We start from the raw sequence: 22,757 nt of genomic DNA on the forward strand, positions 1-22,757 counted from the left end.
TACTAAAATAATAGTCACTTATTTGTAAACATAGATAGTATGGATTATATGCTGTATGTTGTTAAAGTTGTCCGTTTACTGGACCGTTTTATATTTTATTTGTAATCCGTATTCATTGTATCCTGCATTGTGATAATTTGGTACAGGGTTTACAATCATTTCGGAAAGTTGTAACATTTCTTAACGTTTATTCACAAATGATTTACAAATATGTTAAGAAAAATCTAAATTTTAAAACAAAAGTGACTGTAAAATGATATAATCATATCAAAATACATATAGGGGATGAGAGGCTATGGAGCTAATCCGTGACTTAATGATACAAGTTGCTATCATTATTTTGCCACTGTTTTTATATGAAGCGATTCGTCTAAACCGTTATCAAGATATGCTTCCAAAGCCCAATCGCTACTTTATTATGTTTTTATCTAGTATTACGCTTGTTCTCTCTATGATGTATCCAATTTGTTTTGGCGATGTTTGTGATTATAATTTTCATCAAATCCCAATTATTAGTGCTTTTTTGTATGGTGGGATTGCAGGTATCATTCCAGTATGTATTTTTATTATATACGAATGGTTTTTGAATGGTTTAACTTGGTTTCGGGTAATAGAAGTTTTATTTCTTGCAATCATTCCGTTATTGTTATCAAAAAAGTGGTCCGTTTTTCCAAGGGATAAGAAACTCATTTTGTCGTTCATGATTTCATCTATATACGTGTTTGTCTGCATAGTGTTTAATATGTTTGGTGTTTTGCTAGGAGTTGGTTTTACACCGCCTATGTCACATTTATATAGTGGATACATATTTGCTTCGCTTATTATGGTTATGACAATGGTATTTCAAGTGTATTTAACAGAGTATTTAAATGAAAATGCATTGTTACGTACAGAAATGCAAAAGTCTGAAAAGCTAAACATTGTAAGCGAGCTAGCGGCAAGTGTAGCGCATGAGGTGCGAAATCCCCTCACAGTTGTTCGGGGTTTTATTCAGCTATTAGAGAGTACAGAAGATATGAAGAATAAAGATTATATGCGTCTTGTACTAGCTGAGCTTGATCGGGCCGAACAAATTATTTCGGATTATTTAAATTTAGCTAGGCCGCAAATCGAAAAAAAAGAACATATATGTTTATCGGCACAGCTCATAGAAATGACTACTTTAATGTCTTCATTTGCAGCTATGCAAGGTGTTTATTTACAAGTGGAAATTTCTGAGAACCTTTATACGATTGGCGATAAGACAAAGTTAAAGCAAGCAATTATGAATATCGTTAAAAATGGAATTGAAGCGATTCAAGAAAACAAAGGGTATTTAAAAGTAACCGCCATTCAAAAAGATGATGTGATTATAGTACGAGTAAAAGATAGTGGTGTTGGAATGACGAAAGAACAGTTAGCAAGGCTTGGACAACCGTATTATTCATTAAAAGAAAAAGGAACAGGTCTAGGGCTAATGGTTACCTTTAGTATTTTACAAGCACATAATGGTACGCTGGAATATAAAAGTGAGAGTGGAAAAGGAACAGAAGCAATTATTACATTACCAGCAATTAGAAATAAGGAATAAAAGTTACCGATAGAAGGTAACTTTTTTATTTATCTATATAAATTCAAGTTAATAAAACGGCATAAACCCCTTCTTTTTAGTTGGGAGAGAGGATCCAGCCATGCATAGAAGCGGTCAGAGCCTTTTTCTGCCCCATGCCAAGTAAAAACGGAAAGAGAAAACAAGTAGCGGTTACCTTTTCTTCTTTGCGTGAGCGACTTATATGTCGAGAAACTAAAATAGATTTATATACGTGAAAATGAAAGGATTGTAAAGCTTCTACCTTGGCTGATGGAAAGTTAACGATGAAGGTTTTACTTTATTCATTTGTTTTTTCTGGTTTGACTCGAACAAATAAGTTTTTAAATGATTGAAATAAACTTTGGTCCCTTGAGGCAGCGATTAGTCGTTTTGTTTCTTGAATTTCACGAATGACTTGCATAAGCTGTGCATCTCGATTGTTGTCTTTATTGTAAACGTGATTGACAAGCTTGTTCATTTTTTCTTCTTGTTTTGATTCACGCTTATACATATGATTCATCAATAAGTCCATTTTTTCTTTTTGCAGGGCATCTGTTTGAGCAGCGTGATTAATAAGCTCTTGCAGCATTTCTTCCTGTGTTCCTTCTTTTACATAGACTTGTTGCATTAATTCATCTAGTTTTTCATCTTTTAAGCGGTTTTGTGTAATTAGGGTTGAGTTTTGATGAATAATTGCTTCATTTAATTGTGCGAGCATCTCAAGTTTTAACATAAATTCTTCAAAGTTTCGGCCCTCTTCTTTCGGGTGTGCTTCTTGATGTTGTTTTAAAATTGGTACAGGTGGATTCTCTCTTTCTCTTAAAATGATCGGGATTGTTTCTGTAATATCTTCTTGCAGTGTGGCTGCTCGTTCATGAATTGATTTTAAAAGTTTCAAATCATCCATTTTATATATACGAGCGTCAGCGGTTTTTGCAATCATATAACCATGTTCTTCTAAAAGTTGACTATATTTTCGAACTATGTGTTTCGGGATTCCTGTTTTATTTGTAACATCCTTCGTTTTATATGTCGCCTCCATAACATTTCCTCCCCAAAAAGTATCGTATATACAAATTCCATCTTTTATTTGGACTTCCTTTAAAAAAGAATGTCGGAAGCCTAGAAGTTTTCTACATGATTAGCGAAAAATTGCATGAAAATGAATGTTTTTGGCGTAAGGAAGAGGAAGGGATAAAATAATGTCTGAAAACATATATCAAGGAAGTTTGTTATAATAATAGCCTAGGAAAAGAAATTGGGTCAAAAGCGGAGGTACATATATGAAACAATTAAAAGGCATTATTATTTCGATTATTGCGATTCTTTCTATTTTGGTTGCTGTTTATGAAGCATTTACACCAGCAGAACCAAAGAGCAAGAAAGAAGTTACATATGATCAAGTTCTAGAATTTCCAAAAGAACGTTATCCTGAAACAGGGAAACATATTGCAGATGCGATGAAAGAAGGACATTCTAAAGTGTGTACGATTGATCGAAGTGGTGCAGCTGATAGAAGAAAGTTGTCTCTAGCTCCATATCCAGCAAAAAAAGGGTATGATCGTGATGAATGGCCAATGGCAATGTGTAAAGAGGGTGGAAAAGGGGCACATATTGAATATATTAGCCCAGCCGATAATAGAGGTGCAGGTTCATGGGTTGGGAATAAGTTAGATAAGTATCCAAATGGTACACGTGTGAAATTTGTGGTGAAGTAGTAGGTGAACATAAGGAAATCTGCTTAAAGTCAATAGTAGAAGGGGATGGTGCTTGTGGAATTAACAATTTCCTATTCACAATTAATCGTAATGAATTATGATGGGGAACAGCCTTATGTAGACTGGACGAATGAAGATTTTGAGAGAGGCTATGCCGAAGCAGAAGGTGTAATTATTTTTGAGGCGATTTCTGATTATACGTGTGAAATCAAAGCAACGGTTGGGAAGCACACTGAGAAAGAAGATACAATAGGAACGATATTAACACCGTTTACGGTAGGCAATGAGGGTGTTTTTATAAGCAGCATTCTTTCAAGTAAATTACATATTCCTATTCCGCAAGGTGAATATGTGTTAGTGATGCAAGCAACCCCGCTTGAAGAACCGACAGATGATGGGCTGTACAGAGTCCGGTATGAACTGTTTTTTGAAGAGAAAAAATGAAAAAGCCACCAATGTGGCTTTTTACAGAGTGTTGGGAAACCCTTTAGGGTTTCCGACACTCTGGAATTTTTTTAATATTTTAGTGAATGAAAACAATAAAAAGTGATAGAAGCTAGAAAAATAGCCCTTCACCTGACCCTTTTTGGTCAGGTGAAGGGCTATTTTTTTCATGTTTTGGCAAGCTGCGGTGAGATAAGCCTGCATTTGGACAGACTTCAGCCCCCGGAACCGAGCGTATCGATAGCCATGTAGCTCTTTGGCATCCGCGAAGCTTCGTTCAATAGTAGAACAGCGTACCTTATATAGTTTTTTACCTGTACTTGTTAATTTGTTTTTTCGTGCAATATCTTTATACTCTTCCCAAATGTGATGTGTAATGACCTTCTGTTTTTGTTTCTCTGAGAAACATTTGTTACGCAACGGACAAACTGCGCAATCTGTTGGATTAGACTTATATTGGCGATATCCTTCTCGATCGGTTGTCGCATATTCTAAAATACATCCCATTGGACAGGCAAATACATCTGTTTCTTTTTCGTATTTAAATTGGCTTTTTGGTACGTCTTTATTTCTTTTTCCAAACCGGCGATACCCCATCACCATAAATATATTCTGTTCCGATAATTTTTTGCAGATATAACCTGTAAAGTAGCCAGCATCAAGTGCCACTGCTTCTATTTGAAATCCAAACTTATCAACTTGTGCTTGAAGTCGCTCTAAATACGGCTCGGAATCCGCTACATTTCCAGCCGTAATAAATGTATCTGTAATCACATTATATTTCGCATCCGTTGTACGATGATCTAAGAAATGAAAACCGTTCGGTTTTCCATCTCGCATTAAAAAGCCACTATCTGGATCTGTTGTACTTACACGTGTTTTTTTGATTGGGGTATCACGTTCCTTTCTTGGTTTTAATTCTTTTTTCCGTGTTTTTCCCTATCTTTTATAACTGCCGCTTCTAATTCTTCCATATATAATTTAGGGCGCTCTTTTTTTACTTTGTGTACAAATTTATTTTTATTTGCGTTTGCTTTCACATGAGTTGAATCTGTCATCAATGCGCGCCCACCCACCATACGATGTTCCATCGCTTGACGTACAATTTCATTAAAGATTTCTTCAAAAATATTTGTATGAATAAAACGAGTACGACGGTTCCAACTGATTGTGGAGTGGTCTGGTACTGAATCCGATAAAGAAAACCCTAAAAACCAACGATACGCAATATTAGTTTTAATCTCTTTTTCTAATTGACGTTCAGATCGAATACCATAAAAATAGCCAATAAACATCATTTTGAATAAGACGATAGGATGAATAGAAGGGCGACCATTGTTTTCACAATAATAAGGACGTAACTTTTCCTCGATAAAATCAAAATTAATAGTCGCTTCAATTGCACGAAGAAAATGATCTTGTGGAACTAACTCTTCAACAGAAACTGATACACGCTCATCGCGATGATTTTTCAATGCATCCATCATAATAAATCGCTCCTTTTCCTCTTTTTATCATTGTTGACAGATAAAAAAGGGTTCAGACACAAAAATAGGCTGTGGAGCAAACTTTCTCCACAGCCTGGAAAAAGCCACCAATGTGGCTTTTTATTTTGGCTTTCATTTTATTTTTATCCCGTATTAACTGCTCGTAAATGCCGCTTGGGTCTTTTATCATTTCTATATGGCATCACCTGTGCAAAATGAGAAGAAAGCTAGTTGAAAGATATATAGATGGAAAATAGGATATCCTTTGGAAGGACACCCTATTTTAATTAAGCCTTTGTTTTTAGAAGAGAGCGAGCCTCTTTAGCAGCTTGGACCATGTGCTCTAAAGCAGGTATAACTTCTTCTGTTTTTCTTGTTTTTAAACCACAATCCGGGTTAATCCAGAAGTATTTTGGATCACATACTTTTAAGGATTGTTCTACAATTGTATACATTTCATCTTTGCTTGGAACACGAGGACTATGAATATCATAAACTCCTAAACCAATTCCTTTTTCATATGTTGTATGTTCTAGTGTATGAATGAATTCACCATGGCTTCTTGATGTTTCGATAGAAATAACATCAGCATCTAATGCACGAATCGCATCAACAATATCTTCAAAGTTGCTGTAGCACATATGTGTATGAATTTGTGTTTCATTCGCTACAGAAGAAGTTGCTAAAAGGAATGACTGAACAGCCCATGTAATATATGCGTCCCAATCTTTTTCTTTTAGTGGCATCCCTTCTCGAAGCGCCGGTTCATCGACTTGAATAACACGGATACCGGAAGATTCAAGTAATTCGATCTCATGGCGAAGTGCCAATGCAATTTGATAAGAAACTTCTTTTCGTGAAATATCATTTCGAACGAATGACCAGTTTAGAATTGTCACAGGACCTGTTAACATACCTTTTACAATTTTATCTGTAAGGCTCTGTGCATATGCAGTTTCTTTAATTGTCATCCCATTAATAAAGGCAACATCCCCATAGATTACAGGTGGTTTTACACAACGGGAACCGTACGATTGTACCCAACCATTCTTAGTGAAAGAGAAACCAGCAAGTCGTTCACCAAAGTATTCCACCATATCTGTTCTTTCAAATTCACCATGTACAAGTACATCAAGACCAATATTTTCTTGATGGCGAATCCATTTCTCAGTTTCTTTTTCGATAAATTGTTCATATTGTTCGTTTGTGATATCACCGCTTCGCCATTGTTTACGCGTTTGACGAACTTCAGTAGTTTGTGGGAAGCTACCGATTGTCGTTGTTGGAAGTAGCGGTAATTGTAATGCTTCTTGTTGCAGTGCATAACGTTGTTCGAATGGAAGAGGACGAGAAAAGTCTTCTTCTTTAAGAGTTGCCCGTGCTGCTTTCACATCTTCACGATTACGTGCAGCTGAAGAACGTATAGCTTCATGAGCAGTGCGATAAGTAGCTAATTCCGTACTAACACTTTCTACACCTTCAGAAAGTGCACGTTTAATTAGCGTAAGTTCTTCTAATTTTTGGTTTGCAAATGCAAGAGCATCAAATAGTTCTTTTGCTAAATGTGTTTCTTCAGTTTTGTCAATTGGAGTGTGTAGTAAACTACAAGAAGGTTGAACAATCCAATCTTTCGGTGTAACACGGTCTTGTAATGTTTTAAATAAAGAAAGAACCTCATCAAGATCAGCTCTCCAAATGTTACGGCCATCTATACAACCGACAGCTAAAATTTTGTCTGTTGGGAAACCGTGCTCTAAAATAGCTTTTACATTGCCTTCTTTACCGTGAACAAAGTCCAATCCAATGCCGGATACAGGAAATGTAATAAACTCTTCATAGTTTTCTTCTACACTATCAAAATAAGTTTGTAGAATTAGAGATACATGTGGTACTTCTTTATGAATTGTTTCATAAAGTTCTTTAGCTTCTGCAATTTCTGCTTTTGTTAAAGATGCAAAGATTGGTTCATCAATTTGTACGAAGCGTGCGCCAGCTTCATGTAATTCAGTTAATAGTTGTACATAAGGTGCAACTAGTTGTTGTAGGATTGTTGCAAATTGATCTTCTTTATATCCTTTTGCTAATTTTAAGAATGTATAAGGCCCTAATATAACAGGTTTTCCATCGACACCTAATTCTTGTTTTGCTTCTTCATATAAACGAAGTGGACGATTGTCTTTTAAAGAGATTGTTAATCCTTCTTCGTATTCAGGAACAATATAATGATAATTTGTATTAAACCACTTCGTCATTTCGGAAGCGACGTGATCTTTGGAGCCACGTGCCATCGCAAAATAGACATCAAGATAAGAAGAAAACTCAGAAAAACGTGATGGAATAAAGCCGAGCATGTAAGCAGTATCTAGTACATGATCATAATATGTAAAATCGCCAATAGGAATTAAGTCAATTCCTTTTTCTTGTTGTGCCTTCACATGCTGAAGACGAATTTCTTTCATGTTTGTTAAAAATTGCTCTTCATTAATTTTATTTGCCCAAAAAGCTTCCAGTGATTTTTTCCATTCTCGGTGTAATCCAATTCGTGGATACCCTAAATTACTTGTTTGAATTGCCATTTAAATTTCCTCCCTAATTGAAAGTAAGCATTTCCGTTTACTCGGAAATGCATGTAACGAAAAGTAAAAAGGTACAGAAAATAGCCCTCTCTCCTCGTTCATAACACCTAATCATCATCCGTGAGTCTATCAGTGTTGTTAAAATAGGCAGGTCTCCTGGCTAATGCTTCATGTGATTTCTTTCACCTTCCCGTTTTCACAGTGGTATAGGAAAGAAGTCTCTGCACATACAGTGGCGGGACCGCGTTGGATTTTCACCAAACTTCCCTTTTAAACACGAAATAGGAAATTTCGTATACCTATTTTCCTTTTGAAAGGAATTTAACAAGCAAATATGATATTGAAACAAATTTTAACACAATTTTTTAAATTTTGTCTACTGTTTTGAAATAAGAATATTTGCAAGTTTTTAATTCTTATTATTCAAAAAAATAAAATTATTAAGAATGGTATTTTTCATGATTAACTTACATGCAAGAACAAAGAGAAAATGTGAGTGTTAAAAGAAAACAAGAAGACAAATGGTTATTGATCGCAAGTATTTATCCCGCTATTCGCGGGCAGTAAGACCCCCACTTCAAAATTCACAAAGAGTAAAGAAGTTAGGTAGGGGACGGGCTGCCCGTAAAAGCCCGATTGGTGAGGGCTAATAATCGGTGGGGGATGAAGAAAACCCCCCACTGAATAAAGTTTCACTTTATTAGAAAGAGGATAAGAACAAAAATAGAGAAAAACTGCTCGTAAGAACTTGATTAATGAGAATTCTTACGGGCAGTGGGAAGGAAGCGTCCAAGCATAGAAGTTTCACTGTATATCCATTCCGATTTCGGAAAGACATCCAGCACTTGCATCCTTATGTAGTTCGTTTAACCAACGTAATTCAACGGTGATATGTTCAATAACGCTTTTTAAAATATACAGTTGTGCACGGGGGATGGTTGCTTTACTATGGTCGTATATCGATTGCATCGTATGTAAATATTGAATTGTGTCATCTCTTTTTTTTTCCAAAATAGGAATAATAGCTTTCTCATCACCAAAATGAGCAAAGGAAAGAGCCGAATAGATTGGTTTATATATTTGATTTTTAGCTTCAAATTGCTTCAATAAAAGAGTCTGGAAAAGATTTTTTCCAGTTTCAGTTATATGGAAAATAGTCTTATCTGGTCGATTTGTATCTCGTACTACACTTGTAACCGCAATTGCCTCTTGCTTTTCTAATTGTTCAAAAGCGTAGTAGAGGGAACCTTTTGCATATTTAATATAACAATCCATTTGTCGCTCTTTTATTGTATGTTGCACTTCATATGGATGTTTATCTCCTTCGAGTAGTAAGCCGAGAATGACTAGTTTCATACTCACGCTGTCTCAACTCCTGTAATATAAACTTTATACATATTATAAACGGTATATCTCTTTCGATAAAGAGATATACCGTTTCGTTTTGGCATGTATTAACTTACTTGTTTCTGTTTTTTCGTTGTTCCAGTTAAGAGACGTTCTTTACCCATCAGTATAATACAGATGATACTTAGGATAGCTGGGATAAGTGCCCAGAAAAATGTATCAGCAATAGATGCCGCAAGTGCTTGTTTAATTCCATCCAATATTTGAGGTGGAATTTTTTCAGTAGCATGTGGTGATAATAAAAAGCTCGTATCCCCGCTTTTTGGTGCCATTTTTGCCAACTCTGAAGGGAAAATAGCTTTTAATTTATCAGTGAAAATATGGTTTTGAATAGTCCCAAAAATTGTTACACCAAGAGTCATGCCAAGAGAACGGAAAAATGAGTTTGTGGATGTAGCAGAACCTCGGTCTCTCATTTCTAGATTGTGAATGGAAGACATGCTTAAAACAGAGAAAGAGAAGCCGACTCCAAGTCCAGCAAGAACCATAAAGAGCGTTACGAGTGCGCGTGGTGTTTCCATCGTTAAAGTGCTGAGTAAATAGATACCAAGTACAAAGAAAATACCAGACACAATCATAATGTTACGATAACTCGTTCGCGAAGCAAATTGTCCACCTGTTTGACTTCCAATTACAGAACCGACCATCATCGGTGTTAAAATTAATCCGGCATTTGATGCAGAACCACCGAGAACGCCTTGGACAAAGATTGGAATATAAACAGTGCAAATAATAAAAGCTGCTCCATAGAAAAAGGCAACACCTTGACTTGCTGCGAATAAACGCTTTTTAAATAGATGGAAAGAAATAATTGGATCTGTTGCTCGTCGTTCTACGAAGAAGAAGATAATAAGCATAATAGCAAAAATAGCAAATAAGCCAAGAATCATATTGGAATTCCATGCATATTCTTTACCGCCAAGTTCTAGTGCAAACATTAAGCAAACAATGCTTATTACAAGTGTAATGGCACCGGCCCAATCGATTTTTTGTTTTCTATATTGTAGAGACTCTTTGTAGTACTTGGAAATGAAGAAGAAGGAAATAAGACCTAATGGAATATTGATATAAAAGACCCAGTGCCAACTTATATAATCAGTAATATAAGCGCCTAATAAAGGACCGAATACGCTTGACGTTCCAAAAACTGCTCCAAATAGTCCCGTCATTTTCCCTCGTTTTTCTGGTGGGAATATATCATACATGATTGTGAAGGCAATTGGCATGAGAGCACCGCCACCAATCCCTTGAATTGCTCTGTAAATACTTAGCTGTTCAATGCTTGTCGCTGTACCGCAAAGAATAGAGCCGAATAAGAAGAGAAGTAACCCACCGATATAAAAACGTTTACGACCATACATATCAGAAAGCTTTCCGAAAATCGGCATTCCTGCCATCGTTGCTACCATATAAGCTGATGTGACCCAAACAAATTTATCAAATCCTCCTAGGTCTCCGACAATTGTCGCCATGGCAGTGGCAACGATTGTATTATCCATTGCTGCCATTAAAATACCGAGTAATAATCCAGCAACAACAAATTTTGTTTTATTTACATTGTTTTGAGATGTTTGTTCTTGCAAACATAGTCCTCCTTTTATATAAGATTAACTGCTCTTTAGGAAAATCCTATTAGTAGTTTGTGCTTCAGTATGTCTTTATGTACGACTATGATTTCACTGTTTCTTTTATAAGAGAAGATGGTGTTTTAGTGCCATAAAGAATAGAAAGTATAAATCATATTATAGTCAAATTTGACTAAAAGGCAAATTTTTTACTTTATCCCGCTATTCGCGGGTAGTATGATCTCCACTTATTAAAGTTACACTTTAGATTTTTTAATATTGAAGAAAAAAGAAGTTAGTAAATGACATGGTGTATGGCTATTTAAAATGGTTTTTTAATCGCGTTGTCGAATAAGATAAAGAAGAAAGATAAAAATGTTGAAGACGTATATTTTTTATTGGGATAAAATAGGAGGGCGTTTTAAAGGGAACGAATTGGAGAAGGGTGTTTTATTATTGAAGAGAGCAGAATAAATTTGTACAGATAATAACATCTGGAATGAGGTGAATTGTTATTGTGAAAATGTGGGAAATAAGTCTAGATAAAGAAGTGTTCCCTTTGTCTTTACAGCCTGTTATGTGGATGGAAGGTGGTTCTAAAGAAGTTACGAGCAAACAATCTAATCCAAATGTAGCAGTAACATTACAAATTCGCAGTCAAAAAGAGAAGTGTTTTTCACAAAAAGTTGTTTATGATGAACATGAAATTCTTATTATTCAATTAGAAGTTGAAAATATAGGAAGCGAAGAGGTTTCTCACGTAATCGTTAGTCATATGATTCGTGATCATTTTGCATATATCCCTAATACATTACAAACGAATAAAGGAACGGGAGAGTTTTTATTTCAACTTGTAAGGTGGCGTATTGATGAATTACTATCAGGTGAAAAGACTCAATTAACCTGCCAGGTGAAAGCATCACGTATACAAATCCCGCCTAGTATTTCATTACGTGCTACATATACATTCCGGCAGAAGGGCCGATTATATGGACCATTACAAACAAAAGAAGCAATGTTGATACAATAAAAAGGAACCCGGACATGGGTTCCTTTTTTAATGAAGGTTATGCTTCTTTAGTAATTCTTTTTGTTCCAGGCCTTTTTTTCCTACATAGTTATTTTTATATCCGAAGTATAAAATAAATAAGAAAGAAGCAACATTTATGATTGCATCAATTTGGTCATTTGTAATAAAAGAAAGCCCGAATGATTCAAATAATAGTTTTAATGATAAGAGAAATCCGGCTAAAAAACGAATGATGTCTGAAATGTTTTCTTTTGGTAACATCTTCTTCTCCTTTCGGTAATGAATATATACTATATATATGAAATAGAAAAGAAAATGAATACAAGCTATAAGTAGAAATGGCCGATGATAACGTCCATTTTTTATTTTGCAGAAAAATATTATTGTTATGGAATATAAATAATGCTTTTCGTAACAAATTTTTCTCTTTTGTTACAAAAAAATGGTGTTTTGTAACAAAAGTCTTTAAAAATAGATTTAAACATCATATAATTGTGATGGATGTGTCAATACATTTTGCACAATGGTTTTCATTTAAAAAGTGTAGAGGAAACAATCTCTACACTTTTCTTTTTAAGGAAAAAAAAAGAATATTTGTAAGTTGTTGCAAGTAAGCCTTTACACTGTGTAAAATGGACAAGAAAAGATTGATAGAAAGAGAGAAAGGGAATGGTAGAATGATAGACGTGAGGAGCCGACGATCGCCTTTGATCAGGCGGATAGTTATAATTGCTATTGCAATTAGTGCTATCGCGGCGGGGTTTTTCATATTTCAATCCTTTACATCACCTGCAAGAGCTGTAGCCACTCAGGAAAACCCAATCCAGCTTGTTAGTGAACAGGAAAAAGTTGGATTGGATAAAAAAGCACCGGTGAAATTTAATGGGGAAGTACGTAAAGTTGCATACTTAACTTTTGATGATGGACCGAGTGAATTTCAAAAAGAAATTTTAGATATCTTAAAGAAAAATGAAATAAAAGGAACATTTTTCATGATTGGCGGAAATATCCCATCTCATACAGAGAGTGTGAAACGTTTAGTAAAGGAAGGGCATTATCCAGGTGTTCATAGTATGACACATGACTATGCCAAACTTTATAAACAGGGACAGTTTGTAGAAGAGATGAAACAAGCACAGAAAATTGTGAAAGATGTTACAGGGGTTGAACCAAAGCTTGTTCGTTGCCCGTATGGAAGTATGCCGGGACTTAATCAAGCACTAAGGGACCAAATGGCAACAGTAAATATGAAAGAATGGGACTGGACTATTGATTCTTTAGATTGGAAATTGCCAGGGAATCCGAATGGTGTAGTACAAAATGTCATTTCAGGTGCTAAACAAGAACGTGAAGTCATTTTAATGCATGAAAAAAAACAAACTGTACAAGCATTGCAAACAATTATTGATGATCTTCGTAAAAAAGGGTATGAGTTTGAAGTATATGAAGAATCTGCTCATTTTCCATTAAATTTTTGGCATGATGATCGTATATAAGTAGGAGGAAAAGAAGTTGAAATATAATAAAATAGCAATTGTAGCAGCTTTATCTATGACATTATTAGCTGGTTGTTTTGGACCAAAACCAGAAGAGGAATTATATGTAGCATTTGAAAATGCTGCGAAGCAAGAAAAACCAATGTTTGAAGACGCGAAAAAATTAGAGGCATTAGAAAAAGAAGGTCAAACATTATACGGTCAAATTGTACAAGAAGGAAAAGATAATAATCAAGCCGTGAAAGAAAAATTAGATCAAGCAATGAAAAATACAGCAGAACGTGGAAAAGTAATTGATAAAGAAAAAGAAGCATTGAACAAAGCGCAAGAAGAAGTAAAATCAGTTGATAAATATGTGAAAAAAATCGAAAATGGTAAGCTAAAAGAACAAGCAGACAAAGTAAAGAATACTTACGAAAAACGACATGAGTCTTTTAAGAAGATGTATGATAACTATAGTAAATCATTAAAGTTAGAAAAAGAATTATTTACAATGCTTCAAGATACAGGGGCAAAATTAAAAGATATTAGTGATAAAGTAAAAACGGTGAACCAATCTTATAAAGATATTGATGCTGAAAAAGATAAGTTCAATGAATATACAAAATCATATAATACAGAAAAAGTAGCATTTTATAAACAAGCGAACATTAAAATAAAAGAAGAGAAGAAATAAAGCAGGTTGGCCGTTATGGCCAAGCCTGCTTTATTTCTTTGTGTACGTACGACGATACCAAGGAATCGGTTCGCTTAATTTCTTTTCTTGTTTTAGTGCTTCTGGTCCAATATAATCTTGAAGCGTTTTTTTTGCTACTGCCAAGGAAAGAGTTGTTTTGGGGTTTCTATAGGAAGATTCAAGGCTACCGAGATGCGGGAGAGTACTGAAATCATCTTTTGTAGGAGGGATATGGAAAAAATAGTCACCTAATCGAACGAGAACATCTGATTGTTGCTGACTAAAACGCGGATTCCTAGAGAAATGTAATCCTTCTTTTATTGCTTTTTTTTCACTAATTAAACGTTCTAAAGCAATTTTTTTCAACCAGTATAAATATTTAGGATTTGTAGCAGCTTTGGCATGTCGGTTCACAATGAAAATAGATTGAGCCAATCGATCAATAGAATGATGTTTGTGTGACTGAGACTGTGGTTGTGAAGGTTTCATAGTGGGACCCCTTTCTAGTTTTTCAATATTATAGCATAAACAAAAGTAGTTTTTATTATATACAAAAAATGATTGTATATATTTTCAATATTAAAGCAATATTGTTACCAAAAACAACTATTTTGTATAATAGTGATAGGAATGTTTTCTAGAAATTTGATAATGAAAGAGTGAGAAGTGTGAAAGATATATTGAAACAGCAATATGCCATTATTGATATTGGTTCAAACACGATGCGATTGGTGATTTATGAAAAACGAAATGGAGGTTTTTATAAGGAAGTCGAAAATACAAAGGTTGTTGCACGGTTAAGAAATTATCTAATAGATGGTGTGCTAATAGAAGAAGGAATGAATATACTCTTGCAAACATTACTTCAATTTCAAGAAAGTACAAGGTTTCACGGATTACATAATGTGCTTTGCGTTGCGACAGCAACAATTAGACAAGCAAAGAATCAAGAAGAAATAAAAAAGCTTGTAGAAGGAAAAACTGATTTTGTACTTAGGATTTTATCTGAATATGAAGAAGCACGCTACGGTTACTTAGCTGTGATGAATTCAACTTCTTTTACTGAAGGAATTACTGTCGACATTGGTGGGGGGAGTACAGAGGTTACATATTTTCGGGATCGAGAAATTGTAGAATATTATAGCTTTCCTTTTGGAGCACTTTCTTTAAAACAACAATTTATTCATCATGAGACACCGACTGCAGAAGAATTAGAAGAATTAAGAAGATATTTATGGTATCAATTTGAAACGTTACCTTGGTTAAAGGAAAAAAAGTTACCTCTTATTGCGATAGGTGGGAGTGCTCGGAATATGGTGAAAATTCATCAAAATATAATTTCTTATCCGATAGCAGGTTTACATTTATATAAAATGGAGGAAGCGGATATAGGGGATGTAAAAAAGGAATTAGAAAGTCTTTCTTTTGCAGAATTACAGAAGTTAGATGGGTTAGCAAAAGATCGGGCTGATACAATTATTCCAGCGGTAGAAGTATTTTATATGTTAACAAATATAATACAAGCTCCGTCCTTTGTATTAAGCAGGAAAGGATTACGAGAAGGTGTTTTCTATGAGGAACTTACAAAAAACTTAGGGGTTTCTTATTATCCAAATGTGATAGAGGAGAGTTTACACTTATTATCCTATGAATATGAAATGGATATGAAATTTGTTATTCAACTTATCAAACAAGGAACGTTAATTTGTACACAACTTGAAGAGTCTGAAATTATTTCTTTTTCAGAAAAAGATTGGGGTATATTTTATCAAGCTGCCAAAGTGTTTAATATTGGGAAATACATAGATGCAGAAGCAAGTCGTCTACATACATTCTATTTATTGGCGAATAAAACAATTGACGGTATGATGCATAAAGAGCGTATTAAGCTTGCGCTTATCGCATCCTATAAGTCGAAAATGTTATTTAAACAGCATTTGGAGCCATTTGAAGGATGGTTTGATAAAAGTGAACAAAAAAAGATTCGTTTGTTAGGAGCGATTTTACAATTTTCTGCGGCTTTAAATGTGAGGCAAAGGGAACTGATTGAAACGATTCAAGTGAAGAAAAATAAAGAGGAGCTTGTCTTTCATATCGAGTGTGGACAATCGGCTTTAGCAGAAAAAGTACAGGCTGAAAAGCAAAAAAAACAACTTGAAAAAGTATTGAAGATGAACATTAATCTAGTATTTGGCGGGAAATGTTAAGTTGTACGGATGTCTTTACGAAAAATTTACACTGAAATAAATTGGAATTTGCTACAATAAATGTAACTAAATTATATTGAAAAAGTTTCAAAGGGAAGTGTGAAGGGAAATGGAATTGATGAAGGAGAATCCTGTGAATTTAAATGATACTGCTTACTATAATAACCGCGAGTTAAGTTGGCTTGCTTTTAATGAACGTGTGTTACAAGAGGCGCAAGATCAAAGTAATCCACTTTTAGAAAGATTAAAGTTTATTAGTATTTTTAGTTCGAATTTGGATGAGTTTTTTATGGTGCGTGTTGCGGGATTAAAAGATCAAGTAAAAGCGGGCTTTAATCAACCAGAAAATAAAGCTGGCTTAACACCGAAACAGCAGCTAAATAAAATTGCTACGAAAGCTCATGAATTGATGACGGTTCAGTATAATACGTTTAAAAATACTGTGTTGCCAGCGCTTGAAATGGAAGGTATCGAGCCGTTAACATTTCAAGATTTAACGAAAGAACAACGTGAATTTATTGAAGAATATTTTGATGAGCAAATTTTCCCAGTTTTAACACCTGTAGCAATCGATGCATATCGTCCGTTTCCAATGCTTCTAAATAAAAGTTTAAACTTAGCTACGATTTTATATGATGAAAAACAGGTAGAGGAAGAAAACAGAACAAAACTTGGTATCGTTCAAGTGCCATCATTGCTCGAACGTTTTATTTTTTTACCAAGTGAAGACCAAAAACATAAATTTATTTTATTAGAAGATGTAATTAGTAGCTTTACTCATAAATTATTTACAGGATATAAAGTATCGTCAGTTACTCGCTTTCGTATAACGCGTAATGCGGATTTAACAATACACGAAGAGGGTGCACGTGATTTATTAAAAGTAATTGAAAAAGAGTTGAAAAAACGCAAATAGGGAACAGCTGTTCGTTTAGAAATTGGAAAAGAGCATGTTGATGAAAGAGTTTTAGCTTTATTATATGAAGTGTTAGAAGTGCAAGATGAAGATGTATATATGATGGATGGGCCATTAGACCTAACTTGTTTATTTTCCTTATATAAAAAATTAGCGCCTTTATATGAACACCTTGTTTATCCAGCTCTTATTCCACAGCCACCTCAAGATTTAGATGATGAAGAAGATGTATTTGAGAAAGCAGTCGAGCACGATATTTTATTACATCATCCATTTGAATCTTTTCAACCTGTTGTTGATTTTGTACGTGATGCAGCGGATGATCCGAATGTGCTAGCGATTAAACAAACATTATATCGTGTAAGTGGGGATTCTCCGATTATTCAGGCATTAAAGACTGCAGCTGAGAAGGGGAAACAAGTAACAGTACTTGTTGAATTAAAAGCACGTTTTGATGAGGAAAATAATGTCCATTGGGCAAAGGAACTTGAACAAGCTGGTTGCCATGTTATTTATGGTGTAAGTCATTTGAAAACACATAGTAAAATTACGCTGGTTGTAAGGAGAAAACACGGAAAAATCGAAAGATTTGTACATTTAGGAACAGGAAACTATAATGATGCGACAGCAAAATTATATACAGATTTTGGCTATATTACATCCCGGAAAGATTTTGGGGTAGATGCGACAAATTTCTTTAATTATTTGAGTGGTTATACAACAAAGCCGCATTTTCATCACTTGTCAGTAGCACCGTTTGATATACGTCATCAATTTATGGAATTAATCGATGAAGAAGTTCGCTATCATAAACAATATGGAAATGGACATATTATTGCAAAGATGAACTCGTTAACAGATAAACCGTTAATTCAAAAACTATATGAAGCATCGCAAGCTGGAGTGAAAGTAGAACTTGTTGTTAGAGGAACGTGCTGCTTGCGGCCTGGTATTAAAAACATAAGTGAAAATATTCGTGTGATTAGCCTTGTTGGACGTTATTTAGAACATAGCCGTATTTATTATTTTCATCATAATGGGGATGAAAAAGTGTACTTATCTTCAGCCGATTGGATGACAAGGAACATGGAAAAACGGGTGGAAATTTCATTTCCAATTTTAGGGTTTGAAATGAAAGCAAGAATAAAAGCAATCTTGCAGCTTATTTTAGCGGATAACGTCAAAACACGTGAACAAAATAAAGATGGTGAATACTATTATATAATAAATAATGGTTCACAAGAGATTGATAGCCAAGTGAAATTATTTAAGATGGCTTATCAAAATACAGATGCGGAATAATGTCTATATAAATACAAATTGAAAAACCAACCTAAAACCTTTTTTAGGTGTGAGAGAGCATCCAGCTATACATAGAAGTGGTCAGATCCTTTTCTTGCCCCATGCCAAGTTAAAATAATGAGAGAAAACGAGTACATGTCACCTTTTGTTCTTCGTAGCAGCGATTTATATGTCAGCAAATCAAAATGGGTATATATTATCAAATACTTAAGTTTAATAACTTGTAAGCCAAGATTATGAGAATACGACGAAAAAAGCCTTTTGCAAATAAGAGGCTTTTTTCATAGTTTTTGTTTATCCCGCTATTCGTGGGCAGTCATACTCTCACCTCAAAGTTCAGCGAAAGCAAAGAAGTTAGGTAGGAGATAAACGGCCCATAAAAGCTTGATTGGTAAGGGCTGATAATCAGTGGGGATGAAAAAAAGAACCGCTGATTAAAGTTTCACTTTATATTAATAATAATATGGCTGGCAGGGACCTCCGTAACAAGGAAACTGAGTTGGCGGATATGGTGGTGGGTATGGAGGATAGTATGGTGGCCTAGGGCCAAATGCTAATGCCCCGCCAAGTAGACCGCCAGCAAGTCCTGCTAAGAATGGAACACCGAAGAATGGTAAGAAGCGTGAGTCACTTACTGGGCCAATGGGTCCTGAACGAACTAGATAGGGCTGAGGATATGGGTACACGTAAAAACCTCCTTTATTGGACTCATTGTTATCATATGGTGAAAAAGCATGGATGAGCGAGTACAAGAAAGGATATATAAGAAAATAGGCAATTATAGGTTACAAGTGCTGAAGGGTAAATACTGTAATTTCAGGCCTGGACAAAAAACGAAATGGAACACGTGTCCTTCCAAGACCGCGATTTACATAAAGAAGTAATTCTTGAATATGATAAAATCCCTCAATGTAATGCTTTGCTAGTGCTGGGGTAACGATTGCTCCTAAAAAGGGAAGTTGTACTTGTCCACCATGACTATGTCCAGAAAGCTGGAGGTTCACTGGAAAGTTAGCAATTTTAGGTGCTATATCAGGCTCATGTACGAGTACAATTGTATATAGCTCTTTCTGCACATGTTGTAATGTTACGTCGATTTCTGGTTTGCCAAGAAGCATGTCATCGATTCCAAAAATAGAAATCTCGCTATTATCTAATAAGCGAATACGTTTTTCGGTATTTTGTAATACGTCAAAACCCGCATCACTCATAATTTGACTATAGTATTCGGTTCCATACCCACCATGATCATGATTTCCGTAGATTGCAAATTTACCAAAGGATGCACGGATGTTTCGTAAAATTGAAGAAACAAAAGGAATTTCGCTATATGTTTGGTAGTCATCGATTAAATCACCAGTAAACAGAACAATATCGGGTGCAGTCTTATTTATTTTTGAAACAATTGTAGAAAGGTGTTGGAGAGAAAAATAGTATCCTAAGTGTAAATCACTAAATTGAACAATTTTCATACCGTGAAAGCTTGGTGGAATGAGTGAAGAACGAAGTGTATGATGTGTCAAAGAAAGCCAGTACGGTTCAATATACTTTGCATAGTAATAACCGATACTAGCCGTAATACAGGTGTAGAAACAAGAGCGTATTCCGTTTTTTATAAAGTTTCTTCTTGTTATTTGTTTCATAGGAATATGAGTGGGCCTATATAATGAAAAAGGCAGCATAAGGATTATATGAATATGGTGTAGGCCGCAACAGCTCTCCTTTCTTTTTAGTTCTTCTTAAAGAATCATATTTGAGTTGGTTTACCTTGTTATACGGTAAAAGTGCAATCTAGTAGAATAGTCTAGAGTCAAGAGCATGATTATTGTGAAAAGAGTGATTGTATATAAAGATATCAGAAAACTTTAAAAATATAAAGATTTCTATTAAATAAAATGGTAAAATGAATGTGCATTCATTTTTTTGGGAGGGGATATATTTGAAAGAAAAAGTAGTTATTATAACAGGTGGTTCAAGTGGAATGGGAAAAGGGATGGCAGCTCGTTTTGCGAAGGAAGGAGCACGCGTTGTTATTACGGGGCGTACGCAAGAAAAACTTGAAGAAACAAAAAAAGAGATTGAACAATTTTCAGGGCAAGTATTGACAGTACAAATGGATGTTCGAAATATTGAGGATATAAGTCGTATGATTGAATATATTGATGAAAAATTTGGGCGTATTGATATTTTAATTAATAATGCAGCAGGGAATTTTATTTGTCCTGCAGAAGATTTATCTGTTAATGGTTGGAATGCAGTTATTAATATTGTATTAAATGGAACGTTTTATTGTAGTCAAGCAGTAGGTAAGTATTGGATTGAGAAAGGGATAAAAGGAAATATCATTAATATGGTAGCGACGTATGCATGGGATGCAGGACCTGGTGTCATTCATTCTGCAGCTGCGAAAGCTGGTGTTTTGGCAATGACGAAAACACTTGCTGTTGAGTGGGGACGTAAATATGGCATTCGCGTTAATGCAATTGCTCCTGGACCAATCGAACGAACAGGCGGTGCGGATAAATTATGGATTTCAGAAGAGATGGCCAAGCGTACATTACAAAGTGTCCCGCTCGGCAGGCTTGGTACACCAGAAGAAATTGCGGGCTTAGCTTTTTATTTATGTTCCGATGAAGCTGCATATATAAATGGAACATGTATGACCATGGATGGTGGACAGCATTTGCATCAGTATCCGTTTTAAAAGGGATTATATAAAGTGAAACGTGGGGGTTACTGCCCGTTAATGTGAGGTAAAATGTGACGGATTTGTGACATATGAAAGAAAAGTGTTTACAATGGGTTTTTTATAAGGTATATTTAAGACCTCTTTTTTCTTCATAGTAGAATTGCTAATTCCCCTTAGCATTTTACCCCTCTAATCCCTTCAGGAAAACTGAAGGGATTTTTTATTATTTTTCTATACATACCGTGTTATAATTTTTTGAAAAGTAAAGGGAGGGAAACATTTTGGTAGATGCATTAGATGTGATGAGTAATTTGGATAAAGTCCTTCCTTATTATCAAGCTATTTTTAGTGCTGATGAGCATACAGTAATTGGATATGAGGTAGTAGGACGTATCCAAACGGAAGAAGGGATACAAAGTCTTTCTTCTTTTTTTCATGATGATTCCATTCCAGGTGAATTTCAACTAGAGGCGGATAATGTCATAGTAGAAAAAGCATTAGAACGCTACTTGGAAACAAATCAAAATTTTTTATTGTTTATACATCGTAATGCAAACATATTAATGAATGATGAAGATGAAAGCTTACTTCATTTGCTGTTAATGTATGAAAAAAAAGGATTGAATTTAGGGTGTATCGTCTTAGAAATAACAGAGCACGAGTGTAAGGAAGATATAGAACAATTTAATCATTTACTTATGTATTACCGTACATATGGTATTCAAATTTCAATTAATAAAGTAGGAACGGGTACGAGTAATCTGGAACGGATTAGTGTACTGGCACCTGACATTTTAAAGGTGGATTTAACGAATTTAAGACAAACTGCACTTTTACAATCTTATCAAGATATTTTATATTCTTTGTCATTATTAGCGAGAAGAATTGGTGCGACATTATTATATGAAGAAATTGACGCTTTTTATCAGTTGCAATATGCTTGGAAAAATGGCGGAAGATATTATCAAGGGAATTATTTGAAAGAGTGTTTACCAGACTTTATTGAAGCCGATATTTTAAAAGAACGTCTTGGTAATGAATGTCATCAATTTATTCAGCATGAAAAGAAAAAACTACAAAAAATTTATCAATTGACGGAAACATTGCGTGATCAAGTTGGGAATGTTTTATCTAGGCAGAAAAAGAATGAAGACGTGAATGATTGGTTATTACATTTTAGTCAACATGTATCGCATTATAGTTTCCGAATCTTTATTTGTAATGAAGATGGCTTTCAGCAATCGGGAAACATTATGAAAAAAGATGGTGAATGGATTGTTATGCCAGAGTATTATATGAAAAATTGGAGCTGGCGCCCATATTTTTTAGAAAATATAATGAAAATGAGATTCGAAAATAAAGCAAGGCTCTCTGACTTATATGCAGATATAGAAACAGGAGAAATGGTACGAACATTTTCCTTTCCAATTGATGATGAACATTTTTTATTTATTGATTTGTCCTATGAATTTTTATACGAAGAAGATGTTTTATTTTAATGCACGAAGCAATTCGTGCATTTTTTTGTTTTTTTTATCATAAATTGGTAATAGTGAGAAAGACGGCAAAAATGCTGTCTATCATTGTAAAGATTTTACGAACGAAACCATCCCTTTCTTTGCATAATCATTGTTACAATGAATACTACAAAGACAAGCTCTGTTAAAGGAAGGT

General features: G+C 34.8%; 18 protein-coding genes, 1 pseudogene and 1 riboswitch. Of the genes and pseudogenes, 10 read left to right on the forward strand and 9 right to left on the reverse strand.

Features of this window, described 5'->3' with window-relative positions; all coding sequences use genetic code 11:
• The first annotated feature begins 295 nt into the window (after window positions 1–295).
• Window positions 296–1,570, forward strand: coding sequence for a sensor histidine kinase (locus Y7E_RS0109725; protein ID WP_017151083.1), 1,275 nt, complete (start codon window positions 296–298; stop codon window positions 1,568–1,570).
• 298 nt (window positions 1,571–1,868) lie between these two features.
• Here the strand turns inward: Y7E_RS0109725 and Y7E_RS0109730 are convergent, their stop codons facing one another.
• Window positions 1,869–2,612 carry a DUF3967 domain-containing protein gene (locus Y7E_RS0109730; RefSeq protein ID WP_017151084.1) on the reverse strand — a complete coding sequence of 248 codons (744 nt, stop codon included), beginning with the start codon at window positions 2,610–2,612 and terminating at the stop codon, window positions 1,869–1,871.
• A 241-nt stretch (window positions 2,613–2,853) separates the two neighbouring features.
• Between Y7E_RS0109730 and nucA the strand changes: the two genes are divergently transcribed.
• Both nucA and comJ read left to right on the forward strand, forming a co-directional pair.
• Window positions 2,854–3,288 carry a DNA-entry nuclease gene (gene nucA, locus Y7E_RS0109735; RefSeq protein WP_017151085.1) on the forward strand — a complete coding sequence of 145 codons (435 nt, stop codon included), beginning with the start codon at window positions 2,854–2,856 and terminating at the stop codon, window positions 3,286–3,288.
• A 54-nt stretch (window positions 3,289–3,342) separates the two neighbouring features.
• Window positions 3,343–3,732, forward strand: coding sequence for a competence protein ComJ (gene comJ, locus Y7E_RS0109740; protein ID WP_017151086.1), 390 nt, complete (start codon window positions 3,343–3,345; stop codon window positions 3,730–3,732).
• 21 nt (window positions 3,733–3,753) lie between these two features.
• Here the strand turns inward: comJ and Y7E_RS31580 are convergent.
• From Y7E_RS31580 to Y7E_RS0109765, 4 genes are all read right to left on the reverse strand, one after another.
• Window positions 3,754–5,219 (reverse strand): IS1182 family transposase gene (locus Y7E_RS31580; protein WP_237741363.1). Its coding sequence is split into 2 segments (ribosomal slippage): window positions 3,754–4,658 and window positions 4,658–5,219, totalling 1,467 coding nucleotides; the frame shifts between segments, so codons are not numbered across the junction.
• A 287-nt stretch (window positions 5,220–5,506) separates the two neighbouring features.
• Window positions 5,507–7,795 carry a 5-methyltetrahydropteroyltriglutamate--homocysteine S-methyltransferase gene (metE, locus tag Y7E_RS0109755; RefSeq protein ID WP_017151089.1) on the reverse strand — a complete coding sequence of 763 codons (2,289 nt, stop codon included), beginning with the start codon at window positions 7,793–7,795 and terminating at the stop codon, window positions 5,507–5,509.
• A 129-nt stretch (window positions 7,796–7,924) separates the two neighbouring features.
• Window positions 7,925–8,113, reverse strand: a riboswitch (cobalamin riboswitch).
• 486 nt (window positions 8,114–8,599) lie between these two features.
• Complete coding sequence (locus tag Y7E_RS0109760) at window positions 8,600–9,157, reverse strand: PadR family transcriptional regulator (RefSeq protein ID WP_017151090.1); 558 nt, start codon at window positions 9,155–9,157, stop codon at window positions 8,600–8,602.
• 92 nt (window positions 9,158–9,249) lie between these two features.
• A complete protein-coding gene (locus Y7E_RS0109765) occupies window positions 9,250–10,785 on the reverse strand; it encodes an MDR family MFS transporter (RefSeq protein ID WP_017151091.1) in 1,536 nt (511 codons plus the stop codon).
• A 499-nt stretch (window positions 10,786–11,284) separates the two neighbouring features.
• Between Y7E_RS0109765 and Y7E_RS0109775 the strand changes: the two genes are divergently transcribed.
• A complete protein-coding gene (locus tag Y7E_RS0109775; protein WP_017151093.1) occupies window positions 11,285–11,797 on the forward strand; it encodes a hypothetical protein in 513 nt (170 codons plus the stop codon).
• Window positions 11,798–11,824: 27 nt separating this feature from the next.
• On the opposite strand, the gene Y7E_RS0109780 is transcribed toward Y7E_RS0109775, so the two are convergent.
• Complete coding sequence (locus Y7E_RS0109780) at window positions 11,825–12,058, reverse strand: phage holin (RefSeq protein WP_017151094.1); 234 nt, start codon at window positions 12,056–12,058, stop codon at window positions 11,825–11,827.
• A gap of 416 nt (window positions 12,059–12,474) precedes the next feature.
• On the opposite strand from Y7E_RS0109780, the gene Y7E_RS0109785 reads away from it, so the two are divergent.
• Together Y7E_RS0109785 and Y7E_RS0109790 are read left to right on the forward strand one after the other, a co-directional pair.
• Entirely contained in the window at window positions 12,475–13,293 is an 819-nt protein-coding gene (locus tag Y7E_RS0109785; RefSeq protein ID WP_026049162.1) for a peptidoglycan-N-acetylglucosamine deacetylase, read from the forward strand.
• Between the two features lie 55 nt (window positions 13,294–13,348).
• On the forward strand, window positions 13,349–13,969 hold the full coding sequence (locus Y7E_RS0109790; RefSeq protein ID WP_051128658.1) for a YkyA family protein: 621 nt from the start codon (window positions 13,349–13,351) through the stop codon (window positions 13,967–13,969).
• A 30-nt stretch (window positions 13,970–13,999) separates the two neighbouring features.
• On the opposite strand, the gene Y7E_RS0109795 is transcribed toward Y7E_RS0109790, so the two are convergent.
• Window positions 14,000–14,458: a YkyB family protein gene (locus Y7E_RS0109795; protein ID WP_017151097.1), complete on the reverse strand. Its 459-nt coding sequence runs from the start codon at window positions 14,456–14,458 to the stop codon at window positions 14,000–14,002.
• A 179-nt stretch (window positions 14,459–14,637) separates the two neighbouring features.
• Here Y7E_RS0109795 and Y7E_RS0109800 point away from each other — a divergent pair, with 179 nt between their 5' ends.
• Both Y7E_RS0109800 and Y7E_RS29465 read left to right on the forward strand, forming a co-directional pair.
• Window positions 14,638–16,176, forward strand: coding sequence for a Ppx/GppA family phosphatase (locus Y7E_RS0109800; RefSeq protein ID WP_017151098.1), 1,539 nt, complete (start codon window positions 14,638–14,640; stop codon window positions 16,174–16,176).
• Between the two features lie 109 nt (window positions 16,177–16,285).
• A pseudogene (locus tag Y7E_RS29465) lies at window positions 16,286–18,394 on the forward strand (RNA degradosome polyphosphate kinase).
• Window positions 18,395–18,846: 452 nt separating this feature from the next.
• Here Y7E_RS29465 and Y7E_RS0109810 read toward each other — a convergent pair.
• Both Y7E_RS0109810 and Y7E_RS0109815 read right to left on the reverse strand, forming a co-directional pair.
• Window positions 18,847–19,080: a hypothetical protein gene (locus tag Y7E_RS0109810; RefSeq protein ID WP_017151101.1), complete on the reverse strand. Its 234-nt coding sequence runs from the start codon at window positions 19,078–19,080 to the stop codon at window positions 18,847–18,849.
• 99 nt (window positions 19,081–19,179) lie between these two features.
• Window positions 19,180–20,037, reverse strand: coding sequence for a metallophosphoesterase (locus tag Y7E_RS0109815; protein ID WP_026049163.1), 858 nt, complete (start codon window positions 20,035–20,037; stop codon window positions 19,180–19,182).
• A 296-nt stretch (window positions 20,038–20,333) separates the two neighbouring features.
• Here Y7E_RS0109815 and fadH point away from each other — a divergent pair, with 296 nt between their 5' ends.
• The gene (fadH, locus tag Y7E_RS0109820) at window positions 20,334–21,098 is read left to right on the forward strand and encodes a 2,4-dienoyl-CoA reductase (protein WP_017151103.1); all 765 of its coding nucleotides are present in this window, start codon (window positions 20,334–20,336) and stop codon (window positions 21,096–21,098) included.
• A gap of 266 nt (window positions 21,099–21,364) precedes the next feature.
• The gene (locus Y7E_RS0109825; protein WP_017151104.1) at window positions 21,365–22,582 is read left to right on the forward strand and encodes an EAL domain-containing protein; all 1,218 of its coding nucleotides are present in this window, start codon (window positions 21,365–21,367) and stop codon (window positions 22,580–22,582) included.
• Window positions 22,583–22,757: the final 175 nt, after the last annotated feature.

Origin of the sequence: Bacillus bingmayongensis (assembly GCF_000299035.1) — a bacterium.
Taxonomy (GTDB): domain Bacteria; phylum Bacillota; class Bacilli; order Bacillales; family Bacillaceae_G; genus Bacillus_A; species Bacillus_A bingmayongensis.

Coding starts and splice junctions, on each gene's coding strand:
- Y7E_RS0109725 (WP_017151083.1), top strand. CDS start 296: ATGGAGCTAATCCGTGACTTAATGATACAAGTTGCTATCATTATTTTG.
- Y7E_RS0109730 (WP_017151084.1), bottom strand. CDS start 2,612: ATGGAGGCGACATATAAAACGAAGGATGTTACAAATAAAACAGGAATC.
- nucA (WP_017151085.1), top strand. CDS start 2,854: ATGAAACAATTAAAAGGCATTATTATTTCGATTATTGCGATTCTTTCT.
- metE (WP_017151089.1), bottom strand. CDS start 7,795: ATGGCAATTCAAACAAGTAATTTAGGGTATCCACGAATTGGATTACAC.
- Y7E_RS0109780 (WP_017151094.1), bottom strand. CDS start 12,058: ATGTTACCAAAAGAAAACATTTCAGACATCATTCGTTTTTTAGCCGGA.
- Y7E_RS0109785 (WP_026049162.1), top strand. CDS start 12,475: ATGATAGACGTGAGGAGCCGACGATCGCCTTTGATCAGGCGGATAGTT.
- Y7E_RS0109790 (WP_051128658.1), top strand. CDS start 13,349: ATGACATTATTAGCTGGTTGTTTTGGACCAAAACCAGAAGAGGAATTA.
- Y7E_RS0109795 (WP_017151097.1), bottom strand. CDS start 14,458: ATGAAACCTTCACAACCACAGTCTCAGTCACACAAACATCATTCTATT.
- Y7E_RS0109815 (WP_026049163.1), bottom strand. CDS start 20,037: ATGAAACAAATAACAAGAAGAAACTTTATAAAAAACGGAATACGCTCT.